The following is a 21,847-nucleotide window of genomic DNA, read 5'->3' as shown; positions in this document are numbered from 1 at the left end:
AAAGCTTATCGGGATAGATGCTCCTGAGCGGCGGAAGATTGTCAATAAGGGGGGGAATGAGTATTCTCCCCCTTTTATTTTGTAACATCGCAGTTTCTTTTGGCCGGGCGAGGTTTTTAAATGTCTGTCCCGGCCTTCTTTAAAATTTACTGCACTGTCCCTGAATTCTGGAAACCCCATGACCGAGCTGAAAAATGACCGCTTTCTAAGGGCTCTGCTGAGAGAGCCTGTTGATGTCACCCCTGTATGGATGATGCGTCAGGCTGGACGTTATTTGCCCGAATATCGGGAGCTTAGAAGCAGGGCGGGTGATTTTATGTCGCTTTGTATGAATCCTGAAATGGCTTGCGAGGTGACCCTTCAGCCATTGGAGCGTTTTGACCTGGATGCAGCTATTCTGTTTTCGGATATCCTCACCATCCCGGATGCAATGGGTCTGGGATTGTATTTTGAGAAGGGCGAAGGCCCAAGATTTAAAAAAACCGTCCGTAAAGCGGCTGATGTTGAAGCTCTGTCTGTTACTGATCCTGAAAAGGATCTGGGTTATGTCATGGATGCAGTACGAACCATCCGCTCGGAGCTGAATGGACGTGTACCTCTGATTGGTTTTTCCGGCAGCCCATGGACACTGGCTACCTACATGGTTGAAGGGGGAACCAGTAAAGACTTTCGTCGTATCAAAGCGATGATGTTTGATCAGCCTCAGCTATTGTCTCAATTGTTAGGTGTCCTGGCTGATTCTGTGACAAGCTATCTGAACGCTCAGATTAAGGCGGGAGCTCAGGCTGTTCAAATCTTTGATACCTGGGGAGGAGCACTCTCACCAGAGTGCTACAAGGTATTTTCTCTAAAGTACATGGAAAAGATTGTTTCAGGTTTGATCAGAGAACATGAGGGTAGGAAGGTGCCCGTCATTCTGTTTACCAAAAATGGTGGTCAGTGGCTTGAATCTATGGCTGCAACGGGCACTGATGCTCTGGGTCTGGATTGGACGACAGATATTTCTGGTGCACGTCGTCGTGTAGGGGATAAAGTCGCGCTACAGGGCAATATGGATCCATCGGTTCTCTATGCATCACCAGAGCGTATAAGAGAAGAGGTGGCTAAAATTCTTGGAGATTTCGGTCCGGGTGAAGGTCATGTATTCAATCTGGGTCACGGCATTCATCAGTTTGTCGAGCCTGATAGAGCCAAAGTCTTTGTCGATGCGGTTCACGAATTATCAGCTCGATACCACCTACAATAACTGGCTGCTAGGTCTGATGTTATCTGACATCAGGCTGTTTTATTCTCATCTTGACGGAGTTCTTTCTCCCAATACTTGTGATAGTGTCTTCTGGAGTGTTTTGTATTCAGCCGGTTTGGTCAGGAATCTACTGATTCCCAGTCGCTCTGCACGCTGTTTTCCGGGTGGGTTTGTGGCGCCCGTGAGCATGATGATTCCCGGGATTTCTATCTGACTTTCTTCCTGAAGCCTCTCTAACATCTGGATGCCATTCATACCAGGCATATGGTGATCAAGGATGATCACGTCGAAGTCTCTTCCCAAATAGGCTTCGTTGCGTATCATTGCCAGTGCTTCCCGACCGTCTTCAGCATCCAGAGTATTGATACCCATCAGGGCACATTGTTGGGCCAGAACCTGTCTACAGGTTTTATTGTCATCAACAATGAGTGCTTTGACATTTTTGTCATAGAAAAGTGGTTGTTCATCCCGATGAATGACATCTGTTGTTTGTTCCTTATGTGGAATAGCAAACCAGATGTGCGTGCTGCCTTGGTTCATGATGCCGAAGTGTCCCGACAAGGCCTCAATTAATTGGATGGTAATGTAAAGTTGCATGCTAATGTCGGCCTGTCGTTTCGCTTCAGAGTAGCTCAGTTCATTGGTGTTCTCTGGCAGGTTCAGGACTTGTTGTCCCTGACTGTACCTGATCTGATAAAGAATGTAGCCGTCTTTACTCTGTTGTTGGCTTTTCGGCTCTGAGCCAGGTAGCTGAGAGGTCTGATTGACAGAAATCATGACTTCACTGTTTTTAATATGGCGGAAGATATGAATCAGGGTACTTTCCAAAATGAGTGATAACTGACGTGTATCTGTTTCACTGATATCCGGGACATCAGGGTGTACAAAGCTGATCAGCTCAGTATTTAGTTGTTCTGCCCGTAAACGGAATTTAAAGAGGCAGTCGTTCAGAAATTCATTGATATCGTAGGGTTTAATATCAGGGCTGGCTTCGTTTTGCTCAAGTTTCCATGCTTCAGAAAGCAGGTTAATCAGGTTGCTGAGCTCATTGCCTGCATATCTCAGGGTTTCAACATAGTTTTCCTGTTTGGGGGTCAGCTGTGTACTCTGGAGTAGTTCAGACATTCCCAGTACGCCATTCAGAGGTGTTCTCAGTTCATGACCCATTGCGTTGAAAAGATCATTATCTTTTGCCATCTGGGATTTGGGTGCCGGGCTGAGAGATGGATTCTTTGAAAGTCCTGATTCAGTTCGCAAATGCCTCTGGCTGGCAAAATAAAAGCTGAAGGCAAGAATGTTTATCGAGGTCGCTTGAAGCAGTATCCAGGTGGCAGCTATGGGGTTGTGATTGGTAACGCCCAGGATAGCTAGAGAGGTCACCAGGTGGATAATCGCATAAGGGGTGGAAAGCCAGGCAGGAATCTTCAGTGCACCGGGTACTCTGATGAACAGACTGCAATACCAGAAGACCTGAGTCGTCAGCAGGTTGATCATCAGGCTGTGTTCCAGAGATGCAAAGGTACCCGTTAAAGCAAGAATCAGTAATGATGCCGAGATGATAGAAAGTATGTTAAAGCAGTAGATAAGGTTGACATTGTTTCCCGTCAAGCTGATGCGAGCTATCTGACTGATCAGAATGGTTCCAACGATCAGTGAGGCGTTCATCATCAGGTTCTGCAGCCAACCTGCTCCGAGCTCGCTGATATTGAACAATCCCTGCCAGCTTATCAAAAACATTGAGCCCATTAAGCCGAAGCCAGCCAAGAAGATATAGGCTTTCTTGTGATAATTAAACCAGTTAATGGCATTCATAATCATTGTTGCGATAAATAGGGCTAGCAGCCAGCCAGTTTGCCAGTGTACAAATGCCTGATCACTGAGAAATGCTCTGGGAGACTTTAGATAGGCAAGTAAGCTGCCTGCGGCGGCTGCGGGTATCTCAATAAACACATCCAGTTTCTTATCTGCATAGGGCGTCAGATTATAGAGATAAATATTACTGTTTGGCTGTCGTTTATTTGGAAGTTGCTTGTAATACTTTGGGCCTGAAATATAGACATTAAGTGATACGCCGGGTGGTGGTTGAAGCCAGAGGATGGGCACAGGCTTAACGTTGACGTCCTCAGGCAGTGATATCTTGATCCAGGCCGTGCCTTTTTGGCTGGTGAAGTAGAGACTTTCTTTCTGCCAGGGAGCAAAACGAAACAGGTAATTCAGATCATTGATTTGATTCAGCTCAAGGGAGCTTTCCGGATCAATGAAAATGCTTGAGAATGGCTCGAGATTGATAGAAACCTTACCAGGCTGCTGATCAGTGACCTTTTCAGCACTGAATGCTTGTGCACCAAAGGCAGCCAGAAACAGCAGTAAGACTACATTAATCCAGAATCCAACCCTGATGGAGAGTCGTGACACTGACTCTTCACCTGAGGGTGGATGGGGGGCAATGGATAACAGGCGGTTGAATACAACTCTCATAATATTTATTGAAAATTCCATTTTTCCATTGTTGCTGAGTATACCCTAAGCTGCCCTGCGAAAAAGTGAAATTGTTGCAATTTTATATAACTTTACTTTGAAAGTTATTTTGCTTTCGGGATAACTGCTTTATGAATTTTTATTCTATTAGTCGGTGGACGTTTATTTGAGTGGGTTAAGCTGAGATCAGCTGAGGGAGCGGTCATCCTGTCCGCTCCATCTGAAAAGTATCAAGTGCTCAATGCTCTCTGGCTATGGCGCGATAGCCAATGTCAGTCCTGAAATAAGCATTATTCCACTGAATCTTTGAGCAAGCCTGGTAGGCTTTGTTCTGTGCCTCTTTAACGCTGCTGCCCAGGGCGGTGACACACAGTACGCGACCGCCATGGGTCACTATTTGTTCTCCACTGAGCTGTGTGCCGGCATGAAACACTTTGCAGTCTGTTGAGTTGGCTTCGTCAATGCCAGTGATGATGTCGCCTTTGTGGTATTTCTCAGGGTAGCCACCTGCGGCCATAACAACCCCCAGTGCTGTTCGTTCATCCCAGCGGGCTTCCACCTGATCCAGCTTAGCTGTTGCACCGGCGAGACAAAGTTCAGTGAGGCTGGATTGAAGGCGCATCATAATGGGTTGTGTTTCAGGGTCACCAAAACGACAGTTGAATTCCAGTACTTTGGGCGTGCCTTTGTCGTCAATCATCAGGCCTGCGTACAAAAAACCCTTGTAGGTGTTGCCTTCGGCGGCCATGCCTTCCACGGTGGGAATGATCACTTCCTGCATGGCGCGCTCGTGAATACGTTGAGTCACTACCGGTGCAGGAGAGTAAGCACCCATACCACCCGTGTTAGGGCCTTTGTCACCGTTATCTCTGGCCTTATGGTCCTGGCTGGTAACCAGTGGCAAAATGTTTTTACCATCAACCATAACAATAAAGCTGGCTTCTTCGCCTTGAAGGAATTCTTCAATAACCACCCGGTGCCCCGCTTCACCAAAGGCGTTGCCAGCCAGCATGTCATCAATGGCAGCAAATGCCTGCTCTTCTGTGTCAGCAAGAATGACGCCTTTGCCAGCGGCCAGTCCGTCCGCCTTTACGACAATGGGGGCACCTTTCTCGCGGACGTAGGCTTTGGCCTGATCAATGTCAGTGAAGTTTTGATAGTCAGCAGTAGGAATGTTGTGACGAGCCAGGAAGTCTTTGCTGAAAGCCTTTGAACCTTCGAGCTGAGCGGCGCCTTGTGAGGGGCCGAAGATGATGAGATTGGCTTCTTCAAAGCGGTCAACGACACCGGCCACTAAAGGGGCTTCGGGGCCAACAATGGTCAGGTCGATGTTTTCTTTAACGGTGAATTCAACCAGTTTATCGAGTTCAAGTACATCAATGCTGATGTTGGTGATTCCTGGCTCAAGAGCCGTCCCTGCGTTTCCAGGCGCTACAAAAACCTGCTCTACGTTGTTGTCCTGAGCTACTTTCCAGGCGAGCGCATGTTCGCGTCCGCCACTGCCGATGATGAGTACTTTCATAGGTTGCCTGTCCCCGGGAAGTCTGGTGGTGAATAACCAGTGTTTGTCATTGGTCGTAAAGCGAGTGAAAAAAGAGACACATTAAATGCCTCTTACCAGCGATCAGTGGCGGAAATGCCTGACGCCAGTGAATACCATGGCAATGCCAGCCTCGTTGGCAGCATCAATCACTTCCTGATCTCTCATGGAGCCGCCTGGCTGGATGACAGCGGTAACTCCGGCACTGGCGGCCGCATCAATGCCATCTCTGAATGGGAAGAAGGCGTCTGATGCCATCACAGACCCACGGACTTCCAGGTTTTCATCAGCGGCTTTGATGCCAGCAATGCGGGCACTGTATACCCGGCTCATCTGACCTGCACCAATACCAATGGTTTGATGATCTCTGGCGTAAACAATCGCGTTTGACTTAACAAATTTACCCACTTTCCAGGCGAACTGCAGGTCGCTCAGTTCTGCTTCAGTGGGAGCTCTCTCTGTCACTGATTTCAGTTCCTGAACGCTGGTTACCCTGATGTCACCGTCTTGAATCAGCAGTCCGCCATTGACTCGTTTGAAATCCAGAAAATGCCCGGCAGTTTCTGGCAGGGTGCCGCAGCACAGCAGGCGGATATTCTTTTTGTTCTGAAGAATGGTTTCTGCTTCGCCGTCGATTTCCGGCGCTATGATGACTTCTACAAACTGACGATCAATGATGGCTTTGGCAGTGACTGCATCGAGTTTTCTGTTAAAGGCTATGATGCCACCAAAGGCGGATGTAGGGTCGGTTGTGTAGGCTCTGTTATAGGCCTCCAGGATGTCGGTGCCGATGGCTACGCCACATGGATTGGCGTGTTTGACGATGACGCAGGCTGGAGCTTCAAAGGCCTTGACACACTCCAGAGCCGCATCGGTGTCAGCAATGTTATTGAAAGAGAGTGCCTTGCCCTGAATCTTTCGAGCACTGGAAACGGTACCTGCAGGAGCAGGTTCTTCTACATAGAAGGCGGCTTTCTGATGAGGGTTCTCGCCATAACGCATGTCCTGGACTTTCTTGTACTGACGGTTAAAGGTGCGAGGAAAGGCTTCTGGTTCGTCCTTGTTGCCTGTTAATGTTCCGAGGTAGTTGGCAATTGCGCCATCGTAATGAGCAGTATGTTCAAAGGCCTTTACAGCAAGGTCAAAGCGAGTCGCTGCAGAGACAGAACCATTGTTTTCATCCAGCTCAGAGAGTACCTGGGTGTAGTCTTCTGCGTTGACAACAATAGTGGTGTCCCTGTGGTTCTTGGCAGCAGCACGAACCATGGTAGGACCACCAATATCAATGTTCTCAATAGCCATCTCCAGGGTGCAATCTTCGCGGCTCACTGTCTGTTCGAAAGGGTAGAGGTTGACAACAACCAGATCGATTGGGTCGATACCGTGTTCGCTCATGACGGCTTCATCCTGACCGGAGCGACCGAGAATGCCTCCGTGAACTTTGGGGTGCAGGGTTTTGACTCTGCCGTCCATCATTTCCGGAAAGCCTGTGTAACTGGAGATTTCCACAGCGGGAATATCGTGCTCAACCAGCAGTTTGTAGGTGCCGCCCGTGGATAGGATTTCTACTGAGCGCTGGTGCAGTGCCCGGGCAAATTCAACTATGCCGGTTTTGTTTGAGACACTGATCAGGGCTCTTCGAAGAGGTGGCTGTTCGAAATCGTTTGCCATCGTTCCTTTACTCACTGAAAAATCGTTGCCTGAAAAGCTGACTGATTCTAGCTGGATTTGTCCTGCTTCGCAGCATCCGATTCTCGGGAATAGAGGGAAATACAGAAATAATGCTACCACCCCAGGCTGATATGAGGGTTATTACTGACCTGTTATTCTTCGAAAAGATACGGGATTTGTCTTTGCGCAGGTTGTAAAGGCAAGGGGGGCGCATAAAGTCGTATTCACGTCAGATGGCATAATACGACTTTAAGGCGGGGATTAGAGCAGGTCGTATTGCTTGAGTTTCTTTCTCAGTGTGCCACGGTTCAGCCCAAGCAGGACAGAGGCCCTGGTCTGGTTACCCTTGACGTAAGCCATAACCGTTTCCAGAAGGGGGGCTTCTACTTCAGAAAGGACCATCTGGTAAACATCAGTCACTTCCTGACCATCCAGATGGCTAAAGTAGTTGTTCATTGCTTTTTCAACGCTGTCGCGGAGTGTCTGTGTTTCACTCTCGATAGGGCTGGTCAATGCCTGTCCATTAACAGAGGGTTCGTCAGTAATAATATGGGATGCCGTCATGCTGCAATATCCTTGTGATGACTTAAGGTTTGAAAATACTCCAGTATGCAGTTTTCTTGTTCTTCTGCAGACTCCAGTCTGTTGAATCGTTTGCGAAGACTGGCGCCTGATGGACTGGCCTGCAAATACCAGCCAACGTGTTTTCTGGCGATGCGCACACCCTGGACTTCACCGTAAAACTCGTGAAGCGCAGCAAGGTGACCTGTTAAAATGGACTGAATCTCTTTGTTTTCGGGCGCTGGCAGGTGTTCACCCTGTTCAAGAAAGTGGTTAATCTCTCTGAATATCCAGGGTTTCCCCTGGGCTGCACGGCCCACCATAATCGCGTCTGCGCCTGTGACATCCAGTACCGTTTTTGCTTTCTCGGGAGAGGTAATATCGCCATTGGCAATCACTGGAATTTCCAGGGATTCACAAATCCGGGCAATGGTCTCGTATTCGGCCTCACCTTTGTACATACACTGACGGGTTCTGCCATGAATGGCCAGAGCGGTTATACCGCAGTCCTGTGCCATTAAGGCAATGTCGAGGCCGTTTCTGTTTTCGGGGCACCAGCCGGTACGTGTCTTGAGGGTGACCGGGATATCAACCGCCTGAACCACCGACTTCAGTATTTGCTCTACCAGTTCAGGTTCTCTCATCAGAGCAGAGCCAGCCGCTTTGTTACAGACTTTTTTGGCAGGGCAGCCCATGTTGATATCAATGATCTGGGCGCCTCGTTCCTGGTTCAGGCGAGCCGCGATGGCCATTTGCTCCGGGTCACTGCCTGCAATCTGAACAGAACGAGGTTCGAATTCTTCAGCGTGATGGTCCATTCTCAGTCGGGACTTCCGGGTGTTCCAGAGTTTTGGGTTGCTGGTCACCATTTCTGAGACGGCCATACCCGCCCCCATTCTCAAGCACAGCTGCCTGAATGGGCGGTCTGTTACTCCGGCCATAGGGGCCAGGATGACCGGGCTTTGAATAGCGTATGGACCAATCTTCAACAAGGTGATTTGCCTCAATCCAGCGTTAGTAGTGCCCAGAGTGCGATAAAACCGTCTCAAGTGATTTAAATCGCTGCTCGGAATTATGAAAAAAGCAAGAGGCTGATCTTGCGGAGTTTTCAACTATTTATTTGTACGACTTTCAGCGTCTCTGTTCAGGAGATCAGGCAGGCGTAGCCGGGTATAATACTCTGTACAATTTTTAGACGAAAGAGGGTTCTGTTGTTGGCTCTCACTGGAATAGCACTTATCTTCAGGAGCAGTTATTACCACGTAGCAGTGTCCTGTTGCGAAATATATCCTTGCCAAGGGCGTTGTATAGTGACTTTTTCGGGAAAAACCGCAAGTAATAACTTAAGTGATCTGATTGCTTTTTTGATCTGGGTCAAGCACTTATTGCAATTTCTTGAGTTGGTTTTCGAGATGCCTTCGTCGGTAAAACACCAGATAAGCAAGGTTTACAGGTTTTTTTAACTTTAATCAGCGCTGTTTGACAGGTAAAAAGCGCAATTGATAGTTGGTGGCTCCATTGCCGGGGTCAACGATTTCCATGCTGAGCCTTACGGGTTGTCCGCTGGGTATCTCTCTGGAACCGGCCAGGGCTCCGCCCAGATATTCTTTGGGGCGAAAACGTCTGCTGGCTACGGGCTGTCCGTTAATGTCACTAAATGTTAATTCAAGCCGAGGCCAGGGTTGTGGGAATGTGGCTTCATTGATAATCACTGAGTCTACAACCAGTCCTTCGCTTTGCAGAGGGTGGCTGCGGATATGCAGTTGCAGGCTCTTAATGGCGTTGATGTTTACCAATGCAGGAAGAGAGCACTTCAGGTATCGGCAACTAAAAGTATATGCTGGTCTCAATCGCGGGTCGAGTGAAAGCTGATCTCTGTTGAACCAGGCGTATTGCCCTGCAAGAGTGATAGAGAAAATCAGGATTAGAGTGAGCCAGCCAGCAATTTTCAGGGAACTTCGTCCCGGTTCTTCATCAACTTCAACGTGCTCATTGTCCAGAGTGTCGAGAAAAGAGTGGAAGGGGGCCTCTTCTTCAGAAGGTGGTTCGATAGCTTTTATTGAACTGGCTTCAGGCTTGCTGTTTTGAGCAGCGTTTTGTTCTGCTGTTTTGTCGGGCTGGCTCGATTGTTTTTTATAAGGTTTGATCTGCGGCTTCATCTGGAGTGGCTTTTCTGGAGCAGCGTCTGCGGACATGTTTGATTGGGCATCAAACACCTCGAGACAGGAACCGCAACGAACGGAGCCACCGGCAGCTCGTAATTGTGCCTGGGTCACTTTAAAGGAGGTCTGGCATTTTGGGCAGCGGGTGATTCGAGAGCTGGTCATGAAGCCTGCATGGGATATTGTCTTGATTGAGTGGGGATTATTAGATCAAAGAGCTGCAAAGGATGTCTACTGTCCAAAAGATAAAATCTCTCGGACAGCAGCCTGAAATGAGCCTGGCAGCCTGTCGGACTTAAGCGTCCGTAGCGAGGATTGCAAGAAATTGAGGATAAAAATCTCTGTTTCTGAGGAGAATAGCGAGCTATTTGACGAAGAAACAGGGATTTTTAGACCAATTTATTGCAACCGCAGTAGGACAGTCTTAAGTCCGACAGGCTCCTAGTATCGAAAAATGCCGCGTTTTTTTAGTTGTCACTTTCGGGTTCCGGTCACCAGAATCCAGTCTTCATGGTGCATAGCAGGCTCCAGTTCGAACCATTGAGAGTAGGTGCTGACGATAATGTCTTGCTGTTCAGAAAGGATACCCGACAGAGCGATCTTCCCGCCGTTGTCGAGATAGCTCGCCAGTGTCGGTGCCAATTCTACCAGTGGGCCAGCGAGTATGTTGGCGATCACAACGTCTGCTGTATCCTTTGGAGCCTGATCCGGCAAATAAACTTTCAGTTTTTCCGGGGCGATCTTGTTCCTTTCGGCGTTATCTATAGTTGCTTCCAGTGCCTGAGGGTCAAGATCGACCCCGGTTACGGTTTTAGCACCCAGTAATAATGCTGCAATCGCCAGTATTCCAGATCCACACCCGTAATCGATAACCGACTGATTTTCTAAGCTTTCCTGTTTTTCCAGCCACTCCAGACACAGAGCTGTGGTTGGATGAGTGCCTGTTCCAAAAGCAAGACCCGGGTCAAGCATCAGGTTAATGGCATCAGGTTCCGGAATCTCTTTCCAGCTGGGGCAGACCCAGAGTTTTGTACCAAATTGCATGGGCACAAAGTGGGTCATCCATTCTCTTTCCCAATCCTTGTCTTCGACAATTTCAACCTTGTGGTCAGGAAATGGGCTTTGCTGGTATTGAGTCTGTATGTGCTCTACTACGGCGTCCATATCTTTATGGGCATCGAAGAGTCCAATGACCACGGTATGTTGCCACAGCGGGGTGCTGCCTGGCTCGGGCTCGAACAGGGGCTGATCTTTACCGTCCTGAAGGGTTACGGCACTGGCTCCGGCTTCCAGAAGCAGGTCTTCCAGTTCTTCAGCATGATCGGAAGAGGTGTCTAGTTTGATTTGTATCCAGGGCATGGGTATGGGCTTACAGATTGGGGTGAATGGCAGAATAAGTTTCCTGTCGGGTCCGTCTCATTCTAGCTGATTGAGGAAGTGGGACAAGAGTTAATAAAGTAGAAGAGGGAGGAGGCTCTCTGAAAGCAGTTTTCAGAGAGCTTTGGAAGCAGGATCAGGCATCTTCAAGCTTCTTCTCCAGATAATGGATGCTAACGCCTCCTTTCTGGAAGTTTTTGTCCTTCACCAGCTCCTGGTGCAGTGGGATATTTGTACGAATGCCATCTACAACCGCTTCATCCAATGCATTTCTCATTCTTAACAGAGCGGTTTCACGATCTGGACCATAGGTGATGATCTTGGCTATCAGTGAATCATAGTAGGGAGGAATGCTGTAGCCACTGTAAAGATGAGAATCTACCCGAACACCATTACCGCCAGGAGAGTGGAACTGGTTGACCAGACCCGGAGAAGGCATAAAGGTTTTTGGGTCTTCGGCATTGATACGACATTCAAAAGCATGGCCCTGAAGTTCAACTTCTTCCTGGGAGATGCTCAAAGGCAGACCACTGGCAATGCGAATCTGTTCTCTGACAATATCCACGCCGGAAATCATTTCTGTTACAGGGTGTTCAACCTGCACACGAGTGTTCATCTCGATGAAGTAGAACTGGCCATCTTCATACAGAAATTCGAAAGTACCTGCACCGGTATAACCAATTTCTATACAGGCCTTGGTACAGGCTGCTGCTACCGTGGCTCTGGCATCCTGATCAATGTCAGGTGCAGGCGCTTCTTCAATGACTTTCTGGTGGCGTCGCTGCAAAGAGCAGTCACGATCCCCCAGATGAATAGCATTGCCGTGGCTGTCTGACAGTACCTGGAATTCAACGTGACGAGGATTTCCCAGGAATTTCTCCAGATAGACCACGTCGTTATTGAAGGCTGCTTTGGCTTCAGACTGGGTTAAGTTGATGGCATTGAGAAGATCGGATTCGCTGTGAACGACTCGCATCCCTCGACCACCGCCACCACCTGATGCTTTGATAATGACCGGGTAACCAATGCGGCGGGCAATGTCCAGTGTGCGTTCATCATCTTCTGTGATGGGGCCGTCAGAGCCTGGAACGGTTGGAACACCGGCTTTTTTCATGGCGGCAATGGCAGATACCTTATCACCCATCAGGCGAATAACGTCTGGTTTGGGACCAATAAAGGTGAACCCGCTGCGTTCTACCTGTTCGGCAAAATCGGCATTTTCTGAGAGAAAGCCGTAGCCAGGGTGAATACCATTGGCATCAGTCACTTCTGCAGCGCTGATAATAGCCGGGATATTCAGGTAGCTTTCAGCAGGGCTGTTGGGACCAATGCAGACAGACTCGTCAGCCAGACGCACGTGCATCAGGCTTTCGTCAGCCTTGGAGTGCACGGCTACGGTCTTGATGCCGAGTTCTTTACAGGCCCGCAAGACCCGCAGGGCTATTTCGCCCCGGTTGGCGATTACGATTTTATCCAGCATGGGATCTGTCTCAGGCAATGGTGAACAAGGGCTGGTCGTATTCAACGGGCTGCCCGTTTTCAACCAGAATGGCTTCGATGGTGCCTGACTTGTCGGCCTTGATCTGGTTCATCATTTTCATGGCTTCGACAATGCAGAGAACATCACCTTCTTTAACTTGCTGCCCTAGCTCAACAAAAACCGGTGAGCTGGGTGAAGATGCTGTGTAGAAAGTACCGACCATTGGCGATTTTACATGGTGACCTGACAGCTGAGGTCTGGTTTCAGCCGCCGGGGCTGCTGCCGGAGCTTCAGGTACAGCTGCCACAGGCGCTGAAGCTGGAACTGCAGCAGGAATAACCTGAGGAGCAGCGAGTGAGGCTACCGGAGCATTCTGGGAATAACGGCTGATACGAACAGATTCTTCACCCTCGTGAATTTCCAACTCGTCAATTCCAGACTCTTCCAGCAGCTCAATGAGCTTTTTTACTTTTCGGATGTCCATCGTTAATCTCAAATGCTGTTGGACAGGGAGAAACTGCCCCGTGGTTAATAGGATGTTCATGGGTGCACTCAATCATGCAGCCCTGATTGTTTTAATGTGAAAATCATTTTATTCCCGAAAAGAGAAGAAGTGATTTTCTGCACTCGGCTTCTTAGCTTTATGAGAAGTTGGCTTTTCAGAAGAACATTCTGAATATGCAGTCAGTCACGAGTAGCCTCTATGACTTCTGACTGAGCAGGTCAATGGCATAGGCCAGACCAAACTCATAGCCTTTGGGTCCGAGTCCAGCGATTACGCCTTCTGCGACATCACTGAAATAGGAATGATGTCGGAAAGCCTCCCGTCGATGGATATTGGACAAGTGAACTTCAACAAAGGGAATGGCAACACCCAGCAGGGCATCTCTGATAGCAACACTGGTATGAGTGTAAGCCCCAGGATTAATAATGATGAAATTAACCCGTTCTTCAGAAGCTTTATGAATCCGTTCTATGAGTTCATGCTCAGCGTTGCTTTGGAAGCAACTGAGCTGGTGACCAGCCATTTGAGCCTGTTGGGTCAGAATATAATCGATTTGTTCCAGTGTGGTGGCACCATACACGCCGGGCTCTCTGGTTCCCAGCAGGTTCAGATTGGGGCCATTAAGAACAAGTATTGTTGCCATCTGTATCCTCTTATGTTGGCTTTTATTGTGCCGCAATGCATTCAAAGGGTCTAGTTCGTGCGTGTTACTGAACGTTAAAGACAGTTACCAAGCATTTCAAAGCCATATAAGCCCAGAACGATGATGTTAGATCCAGATTTATGGAGAAAGCGTCTGATTCAGTTTTTTCTGGAGTTCAGAGGAGGTAATCTCTCCCAGAGAGCGAAGTTCACTCCGCTCTCGACCATAGGTGTTGAAAAATAGCAGAGAGGGTGGGCCAAACAATTGATAATTGTTTAGCCAGATGAGTTGTTCGGGGGTGTTGGCGGTTATATCAAATTTGATGAAATGCCAGTTGCCTGGGCTGACTTTGGCAATAGCTTCAGGAAAAACGTTTCTTTCCATAACCTTGCAGGAAATGCACCAGTCTGCATAAACATCAATCATCGCGGCTTTGCCACTCTTCCTGGCCATTTCCAGCTGGGCCAAAAGCGCTTTAACCGTTGTCACTGTTTGAAAGGAATACCCTGCTGAAAGGTTTTCAGCGGGCTGGCTGTTTCTGCAAAGAGGTTGTAATGGGTCGTTCTGACCTTGAGCTGCTCCGATGATCAGCAGAGTGCCATAGATCAGGAGAACGAGGCCGAGCGCCTGAAAAAATAAAGCGGCTCCGGCTTTCTTGCTGAAGTCCATAGCGCCAAGACAGACAGCACCACCAAGTGCCAGTGTTCCCCAGAGAAAGAGCGTGAGTGGTGCTGGAATAACCCTCTCCAGCATCCAGATGGCAACGCCAAGCAGCAGGAAGCCAAAGCAGCGTTTGACATTTTCCATCCAACCGCCTGCTTTTGGTAGCAGGCTCTTGCCACCCAGACCAATCAATAGGAGTGGCAGCCCCATTCCCAGGCCAAGAGCCAGCAGGGAGAGTCCGCCAATGAGTGCGTCACCTGTTGAGCTGATGTAAATCAGTGCGCCTGCCAAGGGTGCTGAGACACACGGCGATACCACCAGGGCTGATAAAACCCCCATGACGGCTGCACCTGAAAGACTTCCTGACTTCTGAGGCTGTTTGTTCAGACGATCCCTGAGCTTTTCCGGAAGCTGGAGTTCATAAAAACCAAACATGCTCAGGGCCAGAATAACGAAGAGAATGGCAAAGGGGATCAATAGCCAGGGTGATTGAAGTTTTGCCTGCAGGTTCAGGCTCGCCCCGAAAAGCCCCATCAAAGTGCCAGCCAGAGCGAAGGTGATCGACATACTGAGCACATAAATGATGGAAAGAGTGAGCGTTCTTTTTCTACTGGCTCCCTTTGCTGCAGCGCCTACCAGCAGACTGGAGAGAATAGGAATCATCGGGAGTACACAGGGGGTGAAGGCCAGCCCCAGCCCCGCCAGTAAAAACAGCAGAAGTGTAACAGGAAGGTTCTTGTCGACAAAGGATTCCGGGATACTCTGATCCTTGCCGTCATCCGGCGCCTTTTCAGAAGACCTGACCCGATCAGTACTGGAGACATGGGGGTTTGGCAGAGTAATAGTAAGAGTCTGTGGCGGATAGCAAAGGCCCGCATCAGCACAGCCCTGAAACCTTATCTGGAATTGGGGCTCGGCTTCAGAACTCTTGACAGGAATTTTAACAGTGACATTTTTTGGAAAGACCTCCATGTCCTGTTCAAAGTTAATGTCGTACTTTTGTTTGCCTTTTGGAAATATTGGCTCACCAAGCAGGGTAGTGCTTTCATCACTGGAAAAGCTGAATCGATCCTTGTAAAGATAATGTTCTGGTGTTATCAGAAAGTGCAGGAGCAGTGTGTTGTTTTCGATCTCTGCTTCCAGCTGAAACGCCTCTTCAACTGGCAAAAATTGCTGCGTCCCGGAGCCCAGTAGTGCGCTTAAATTAGCAGAAGCACCACTGGAAAAAGCCCAGGTAAAAAGAATAATGAAAAAGGTGCTGAGGTAAGATTTTTGATTGCTTATGAATAGCTGAACCATGTAAAACCAACTGTTCCTGTTTCTGGTTCTTTAATTGTGAAGTGAAATGGCCGGGATGCAAGCTCCCGAGTCCGCTAATGGTGCTGGAGATAACATCTCCAGCACCATCAAAGGATTAATAAACCACTTATGAAAATAGTTTACTGCGTTAATTCCTTCAGCCTTTGTAGTTTGCTGCAGACTTTTTGATGACCTCAAAGGCAGCTTCTTTGCCTTCCCAGCCTTCGATCTTGACCCACTTTCCGGGTTCCAGATCTTTGTAGTTCTCGAAGAAATGCTCGATTTGCTTCAGCAGTAGTTCTGGCAGATCAGAGTATTCCTGTACATCGTTGTATAATGCAGACAGCTTCTCATGGGGGACTGCAATCAGTTTTTCGTCCTGACCACTTTCGTCTGACATGTTCAGCATGCCAACCGCACGGCAGCGGATGACTGAACCCGGAACAACAGGGTAAGGCGTCACTACCAGAACGTCCAGAGGATCACCATCGTCCGCCAGAGTCTGGGGAATGTAACCATAGTTGGCAGGGTAGAACATGGGGGTAGCCATGAAACGGTCTACCATCAGAGCATCGACATCCTTATCAATTTCATACTTGATGGGTGACGCATTGGCCGGAATTTCGATGGCAACATAGATATCTTCAGGCAGACTCTTACCTGCCGGGATATTTGCATAGCTCATGTGTATACCTTTGCCTTATTTCGATTACAGAGGTAAATGGATGGAAAGCTGGTCATTATAGAGTTCCCGAAGGGAGTTGTCTCCGTTCTGGACAAGACTTTATGAAGTATGTTCCTTTGGCAACTGGACATTGTTCGAAAAAGAGTAGAATACTGTAAGGGTCATATTGCTCCTGACTGCTCAGAATAACCGGAGAGGTTTTATGAGATCAATCAAAGTTAAAGACTGCATGACACCTCAGGTGATCACTATTCCACCAACTATGGAAGTGGTTGAGGCCATACGAATACTGCTCCACAACGATATTACGGCCGTACCGGTTGTCGATGAGAGTGGGGGCGTGGTCGGTATCCTCTCAGAAACCGACTGTCTCCAGGGAACATTGATGGGAGGGTATTTTTCCCAGGAAGGGAGTCTTGTGGGAGAAAGTATGACCCGGGAAGTCCTCACCGTATCACCCTTCGACAATATCATTACTGCGTACGAACACTTTATGAAAGCCCACGCTTTCAGGGTCCCCGTTGTTGACGACGGTGCTCTGGTCGGAATGCTCAGTCCTAAGGATGTCATGTCAGCGGTGTTGGAATTTTATGAAACACCAGCTAAACAAAAAGCTGTGTAAGTCGTCCTGCTCTCTCACCTGAAGCCTTATTTATTCTCTTTGAGTATTAAATTTTCCTGCCAAAGCGATAGTTCATCTAAGCTTTATTGAAGTACATGACGAACTTTTGGAAGAAGGTTTATGGAAGGGAGAACGACGGGAGTCGAAACTCAAACTACATCACCTGTTGATTTGGTGCCACCAGAGCATAAGACTGATGAATCGGGCCGGTTGGGTCCCAGAAATGTAACCGGAACGCCGGGAAGGAGTCTCATTGGGGGGCGTGGTTCTGAAGTTTCGAGCCCAGCGCCAGAGAGTATACACTCACGTACTGCCAGTGTCCGTAAAGATTTGCCAGCGCTGACGGATTCAAAGCTGAAAGATTCCATGGAAGATGATGAAGCTTCTCAAATATTGAATTCGCTGCAAGCCTCCAGAAAGTCTTCCAGAACCAGCCCTCCCGAACTTTCCGGACTTTATGAATCATCTACAGCATCTGATCCGCACAGTGATGAAAGTGCTCAGCTTCACGAAGAACCCGGGCAAACATCTCCGGGTGAGCATGGGGACAGTCCAGCCCCTGACGCGAATGATGAATCCATTTCACCAACAGCGACTTCACCTTCTGCGCAACCCCACGTGTCTGTCAGCTCATCCGATGATCCTGATGTGCAAAGCAGAAAAGAAGCATTCAAGAATCAGCTTCAGCCCAAGCTTGGTTTTTTCGATAAACACAAAAAAGAGTCAACGGTCACTGCAGTGGGTGGTGTTCTGGTGGGCATAGGTGCACTCGCAAGCATTGCTTTTCCCCCAGCAGGACTTTGTATATACGCTTGTGGAATAATGATGTTGAGTATGGGCCTCACCGAGATCATGGCTGCTCCGGGTGATGTTCCGGTTAACCCGCCTGAACCGAAGCCTGATAAGCCTGAGCCAAAACCTGATGAGTCTAAATCCAAGCCGGTTGAAAACAATGTCGATGATGGCAAGTTCGTGGCTGTTCGCAAACCCATTCTGGAAGCCCTCACTCAGGGCGATGGCCCGATTCCTGTCAGGGAAGATGGTTCTCTGGATGAAGACGAAGCCAAAAAAAGGCTAAGGAAGTTTGCTCAGCAGAGCGGGATTAATGGAGACCCCGAGGCGCTTTTAGAGCAAGTTTCTTCAGGGATGCAAGCAGGCTTGCCTCTCTCAGAAGTGATTTCAGAGGCTATTGCCGATGTATTGAGTAGAGATAAGAATTTTGATCCCCGCGATAATGAATTCAAATCGGTCACAAACGCTATTTTGAGTGCGGCAGAAGCTATGATGAATGCCACATCAGCCACTGAGAGAGAGCAGGCTCTGGCTGATTTTCTGTCGAAAATGAAAGAGATGCTGCCCAGAATGAGCGATGCTTCCCTGGGTCAGCTGATGGCCATGACCCAGGGAGCGCTGGCCAGTCCCGGCACAGAACAAGCCAGAGAAATATTGACTCATGTCCTGAAGTTGCTCGAAGCAGAAAAAGCCGAGCGTTTGTTAAAACAGCAGAGCCTGGCTGCATTTGGGGCTTCTGCAGGGGTCTCTGATGCGGTGCCAGAACCTCCTCTACCTCCTCCACCTCCTCCTCCTGTAGCTCTTAAGTCTGGAAAACCGACAACACCTCTACAGTCCTCTGCCTCTGGAACAGGCGCTTCAGAGGCCTTTGATCCGACTATTTCACAAAATCAAGTCCACCTTCGAGTGCTTTCTTTTGAACTGGACACTTTGAACAGGGCCGATCGTCTTGGTGTCAGTGACAGAAATGACTTTCTGAACGCCGCGAAGGAGGTGCTCGAAAAACCCAGAGGAAAAAGGATCACGGGAGCAGAGTTCCTGGATGAGCTTGAAAGACATACCGGAGACAGGTTTAGTAATGTGATCGACAAAATGAGAGATAAAAATCATTTCAAATAGTTCTTAATTTATGTTGTTGATGAAATTTTCACATTGAAGTCATGTACTAAATTAATACTAATGTGATTTGCTCAGGGCGGCAGGGAGCCAATTTATGACTGATTCCACACCGGCAGTGGATAATAAGGGGGGAGTAACACTCACTGGCACGCGGGGGTCTGTTCATCTTACTGATGCCAAAAGAGACTCACTCAGAGCTGCGGGTTTCAGTGATGCACAGATTGATGCTTTATTATCACTGGCCGACCCTGATGATCAGGGGAATTCCCTGACACCCACTCACTTTTATACCGTTGATAAGTCGACACTCAACTCTCTTCAGTACTCAGGCAAACTCACGGATGCTGCGAGGCAGCTGGTCTATGTCCAGACACCCGTCTCGCTTCTGAATCAGGTCAGTAATCCGAGCAATTGGCAGGGAGATAATTATATTGGCCCGGGTGCAGCTTCTGTAAATGCCTATTTGAATGGAGAGCCTGTCGATTTTTCCAAGCCCAGTCTGGATGCCTTGGTGATGTCAGTGCTAACGGCCAGGGCGGAAATCATAGAGGTTCAACTCAGAGATCAGATTCAATCGATTCAGGACAAGAACGCCCAGTTGGAAGTAGCAAACGACTGGTTAGCCAAAGCCAAAGCTAAAAAAGCTGACGCCGGTACATCGGGCACAACAACCTTTAGTCAGGAGTACAAGGACTTTTGGGACAGCCTTGGCGCGAAGTACCAGAGTGGTACTAATCACAATTCAGCTGACTGGGAAGTTAATATCGAAGGTTTGAAGACCAAAATTGAAGCTTTGACCAGTCAATCCCAGCTGGAAACAACCAAGCTACAGCAGACTATAAATAAATATAACCAAAGCTTTGAAATGCTTTCTAACTTTGTCAACAAATACTATCAGTCACTCAGTACGATTATTCAGAACCTACGGTGAATCATGGAGGATCCCGCTGTGAATGAAGAAGCCAAGATGAATGAAGGTGAAGAACTTGATGATATGCTTCTCGAGTTCTTTGGTAAGGGCGGAACCTTCAAAGACCTCAAAAATATGAGCGATGATGCCATGGAAGCCATATACAGCGTCGCTTATAACCTTTATCAGGGGGGCAAGTACGACGAGGCGCAAAAGGTCTTTCAGTTTCTCTGTTTCTATGATCACTTCAATCGAAAATACTTTATGGGTCTCGGTGCCTGCCAGCAAATGATGAAGCAGTATGAAAATGCTATTGAAATCTTCACTTTTGCCACTGTACTGGATGCCGACGACCCCAAGCCCATGCTCTACATCGGAGACTGTCATCTGGCAATGGGTGACAACGAAAAAGCAAAAATGTCATACGAAACAGCCATTGAATGGGCTGGAAATGCGGCTGCTTTTGAGGAAGAAAAACAGAGAGCCGAAAGCATGCTGGAAAACCTGAGCAGTTAAGGGAAGAGGTGAAAGGATGTCTTCAATCGGTCAGGGGCCTGCCCCTACAGAGCAAACCGGAAATATTCATCAGGCTTCTTATAATGCTGTTGATAATGAGGAAAATCCGGTTCAGCGAGGTTTTAGTAACCAGAACAGTTACTCAAGAACGGAAGGTGGAGAAGCCCCTAAAGCACAGATCAATGCTCCAGTCCTGGATGCGCCTTCAGCAAATGCTGAGTCTGAAAAGGCTACCGCAGAAGTGTTGAAGCATCAGGAAGGGCAGGCAACAGACAAGTCGGCAAAAGGCCCGAGGTCGCCAGGTGAGGTGGTTCAGGAACACAGTAACCTTCCCATCAGAAAGCAGACAAACCATCTTCAGAGTAAGAGCAATGAACTTGAAAGTATGGGGTTCAGCAAATCCCAAATCAATGGGATGCTGGCTGTGGCTGATCCCAAAGATTCTGAAAACGCTCTTGCTCCCATGCACTCTGCCACTGCCAGATTGAAAGATATGGAGGCCCGGGGTGGCGATCCCAAGCTGAATACACTGTTTAATACTTTCGAAGATGTCATGGTTCGTTTCTCTGCCATCAAAGAAATTCCGGATGATTTGAAAGCTGAGCTGAAGAAGGATCTCGATACATTTACCAAAGCAGCTCTCAACGCTGAAAGGCCCCTTGATATAGACTCCGCTACCACGATGCTGGTTCAGATCCAGTCAAAGTTGCAGAACGAGCGACTCCGCTTTGACCAGGAAAGTATCAAGATAGGTCAGGTCGCTGCAGAGCAACGCAGTAGCAATATCATCAGCAAAATTCGTGAATCCATTGCAAAAGTCGAAGAATCGAAAAAATCCCAAAGGGTAGGGAAGATTTTCAATTATATCGCGCTGGCATTCATGGCGATTGCCACCGTCGCTTTGGCTGTTGCGGGAGTTCTTACCGGTGGTGCTTTGAGTATTGTTGCCGCGAGTCTGATGGTTGCAGCGACAGGTCTTATGATCACCATGACGGTTTCATCAGAAACCAACAACTTTATGATGAAAATTTTTGACGGCCTTGCCAGTGACGAAGACGCTGAGCAAGATACCAAAATTGGTGCGACGGTCTTTTGGGCTGTCATTATGATCGCACTTTCCGCAGGCGCAGCTGTCGCAGGTGGCTTTGCCGGTGCCGGTGGAGCCGCTGCCAGTACAGCTTCATCAAGTACCGCAGCAGGGTCTTCAACCGCTGCAACGGTGACGGCGACAGGCGCTAACACGGCTGCAACCACATCCGCTGCTGTTGCAAAAAAAATCGCGATCGTGACCAAGTTAGGACAGACAGCCCAGTTGATAGGGGGCGCCGGTCAGATTGCTTCGGGTGGTGCTGATATCGGAACCACTGTTTACAAATATCAGGCAGACATATTCAGGGCAGAAGCGCTTGAAGAAAAAGCCGAAATGGTCAGGATCCAGAAGGCCATAGATGATGCTATGGAAGGTTTGGAGAAGGCTATCCAGGAACTCCAGAATGGCTACTCCACAGCCGCCAGCATCATTAAAGCGAATCATGAAACCAAGACAACACTTGCGCGCAACCTGCGTGCCTGAGTCTC

At 48.5% G+C, this 21,847-nt stretch carries 18 protein-coding genes; 6 read left to right on the top strand and 12 right to left on the bottom strand.

Annotated features, from left to right (window positions below):
• The first annotated feature begins 178 nt into the window (after positions 1-178).
• Positions 179-1,246, top strand: coding sequence for a uroporphyrinogen decarboxylase (hemE, locus tag ACOJUN_RS01395; protein WP_422134895.1), 1,068 nt, complete (start codon positions 179-181; stop codon positions 1,244-1,246).
• A 45-nt stretch (positions 1,247-1,291) separates the two neighbouring features.
• Here hemE and ACOJUN_RS01390 read toward each other — a convergent pair whose 3' ends face one another.
• The 12 genes from ACOJUN_RS01390 to ppa form a co-directional block, all read right to left on the bottom strand.
• Complete coding sequence (locus ACOJUN_RS01390) at positions 1,292-3,745, bottom strand: response regulator (protein ID WP_422134894.1); 2,454 nt, start codon at positions 3,743-3,745, stop codon at positions 1,292-1,294.
• Between the two features lie 217 nt (positions 3,746-3,962).
• Positions 3,963-5,246 carry a phosphoribosylamine--glycine ligase gene (purD, locus tag ACOJUN_RS01385; RefSeq protein ID WP_422134893.1) on the bottom strand — a complete coding sequence of 428 codons (1,284 nt, stop codon included), beginning with the start codon at positions 5,244-5,246 and terminating at the stop codon, positions 3,963-3,965.
• Positions 5,247-5,348: 102 nt separating this feature from the next.
• Positions 5,349-6,935, bottom strand: a complete 1,587-nt coding sequence (purH, locus tag ACOJUN_RS01380) for a bifunctional phosphoribosylaminoimidazolecarboxamide formyltransferase/IMP cyclohydrolase (RefSeq protein WP_422134892.1) — start codon at positions 6,933-6,935, stop codon at positions 5,349-5,351.
• Positions 6,936-7,196: 261 nt separating this feature from the next.
• A complete protein-coding gene (gene fis / locus ACOJUN_RS01375) occupies positions 7,197-7,499 on the bottom strand; it encodes a DNA-binding transcriptional regulator Fis (RefSeq protein ID WP_422134891.1) in 303 nt (100 codons plus the stop codon).
• Positions 7,496-8,494, bottom strand: a complete 999-nt coding sequence (dusB, locus tag ACOJUN_RS01370; protein WP_422137135.1) for a tRNA dihydrouridine synthase DusB — start codon at positions 8,492-8,494, stop codon at positions 7,496-7,498. Before dusB ends, fis begins: the two co-directional genes overlap by 4 nt.
• A gap of 471 nt (positions 8,495-8,965) precedes the next feature.
• Positions 8,966-9,823 carry a DUF3426 domain-containing protein gene (locus ACOJUN_RS01365; RefSeq protein WP_422134890.1) on the bottom strand — a complete coding sequence of 286 codons (858 nt, stop codon included), beginning with the start codon at positions 9,821-9,823 and terminating at the stop codon, positions 8,966-8,968.
• Positions 9,824-10,132: 309 nt separating this feature from the next.
• Complete coding sequence (prmA, locus tag ACOJUN_RS01360; RefSeq protein ID WP_422134889.1) at positions 10,133-11,017, bottom strand: 50S ribosomal protein L11 methyltransferase; 885 nt, start codon at positions 11,015-11,017, stop codon at positions 10,133-10,135.
• Positions 11,018-11,171: 154 nt separating this feature from the next.
• Positions 11,172-12,515 (bottom strand): acetyl-CoA carboxylase biotin carboxylase subunit, encoded by a 1,344-nt coding sequence (gene accC / locus ACOJUN_RS01355; protein WP_422134888.1) that lies wholly within the window; start codon positions 12,513-12,515, stop codon positions 11,172-11,174.
• Positions 12,516-12,525: 10 nt separating this feature from the next.
• A complete protein-coding gene (gene accB / locus ACOJUN_RS01350) occupies positions 12,526-12,999 on the bottom strand; it encodes an acetyl-CoA carboxylase biotin carboxyl carrier protein (RefSeq protein ID WP_422137134.1) in 474 nt (157 codons plus the stop codon).
• A gap of 217 nt (positions 13,000-13,216) precedes the next feature.
• Entirely contained in the window at positions 13,217-13,663 is a 447-nt protein-coding gene (aroQ, locus tag ACOJUN_RS01345) for a type II 3-dehydroquinate dehydratase (RefSeq protein ID WP_422134887.1), read from the bottom strand.
• A 138-nt stretch (positions 13,664-13,801) separates the two neighbouring features.
• On the bottom strand, positions 13,802-15,625 hold the full coding sequence (gene dsbD / locus ACOJUN_RS01340) for a protein-disulfide reductase DsbD (RefSeq protein ID WP_422134886.1): 1,824 nt from the start codon (positions 15,623-15,625) through the stop codon (positions 13,802-13,804).
• Between the two features lie 157 nt (positions 15,626-15,782).
• Positions 15,783-16,310 carry an inorganic diphosphatase gene (gene ppa / locus ACOJUN_RS01335; RefSeq protein WP_422134885.1) on the bottom strand — a complete coding sequence of 176 codons (528 nt, stop codon included), beginning with the start codon at positions 16,308-16,310 and terminating at the stop codon, positions 15,783-15,785.
• 202 nt (positions 16,311-16,512) lie between these two features.
• Here ppa and ACOJUN_RS01330 point away from each other — a divergent pair, with 202 nt between their 5' ends.
• The 5 genes from ACOJUN_RS01330 (at position 16,513) to sctE (ending at position 21,842) form a co-directional block, all read left to right on the top strand.
• Positions 16,513-16,932 (top strand): CBS domain-containing protein, encoded by a 420-nt coding sequence (locus tag ACOJUN_RS01330; RefSeq protein WP_317145470.1) that lies wholly within the window; start codon positions 16,513-16,515, stop codon positions 16,930-16,932.
• Positions 16,933-17,052: 120 nt separating this feature from the next.
• The gene (locus ACOJUN_RS01325; RefSeq protein WP_422134884.1) at positions 17,053-18,843 is read left to right on the top strand and encodes a hypothetical protein; all 1,791 of its coding nucleotides are present in this window, start codon (positions 17,053-17,055) and stop codon (positions 18,841-18,843) included.
• A 94-nt stretch (positions 18,844-18,937) separates the two neighbouring features.
• Positions 18,938-19,774 carry a hypothetical protein gene (locus ACOJUN_RS01320; RefSeq protein WP_422134883.1) on the top strand — a complete coding sequence of 279 codons (837 nt, stop codon included), beginning with the start codon at positions 18,938-18,940 and terminating at the stop codon, positions 19,772-19,774.
• 18 nt (positions 19,775-19,792) lie between these two features.
• On the top strand, positions 19,793-20,269 hold the full coding sequence (locus ACOJUN_RS01315) for a SycD/LcrH family type III secretion system chaperone (protein ID WP_422134882.1): 477 nt from the start codon (positions 19,793-19,795) through the stop codon (positions 20,267-20,269).
• Between the two features lie 16 nt (positions 20,270-20,285).
• Positions 20,286-21,842, top strand: coding sequence for a type III secretion system translocon subunit SctE (sctE, locus tag ACOJUN_RS01310; protein ID WP_422134881.1), 1,557 nt, complete (start codon positions 20,286-20,288; stop codon positions 21,840-21,842).
• Positions 21,843-21,847: the final 5 nt, after the last annotated feature.

It is taken from the genome of Endozoicomonas sp. ALD040 (assembly GCF_049275945.1).
Lineage (GTDB): Bacteria > Pseudomonadota > Gammaproteobacteria > Pseudomonadales > Endozoicomonadaceae > Endozoicomonas_A.
This window is presented reverse-complemented; position numbering and strand designations above follow the sequence as displayed.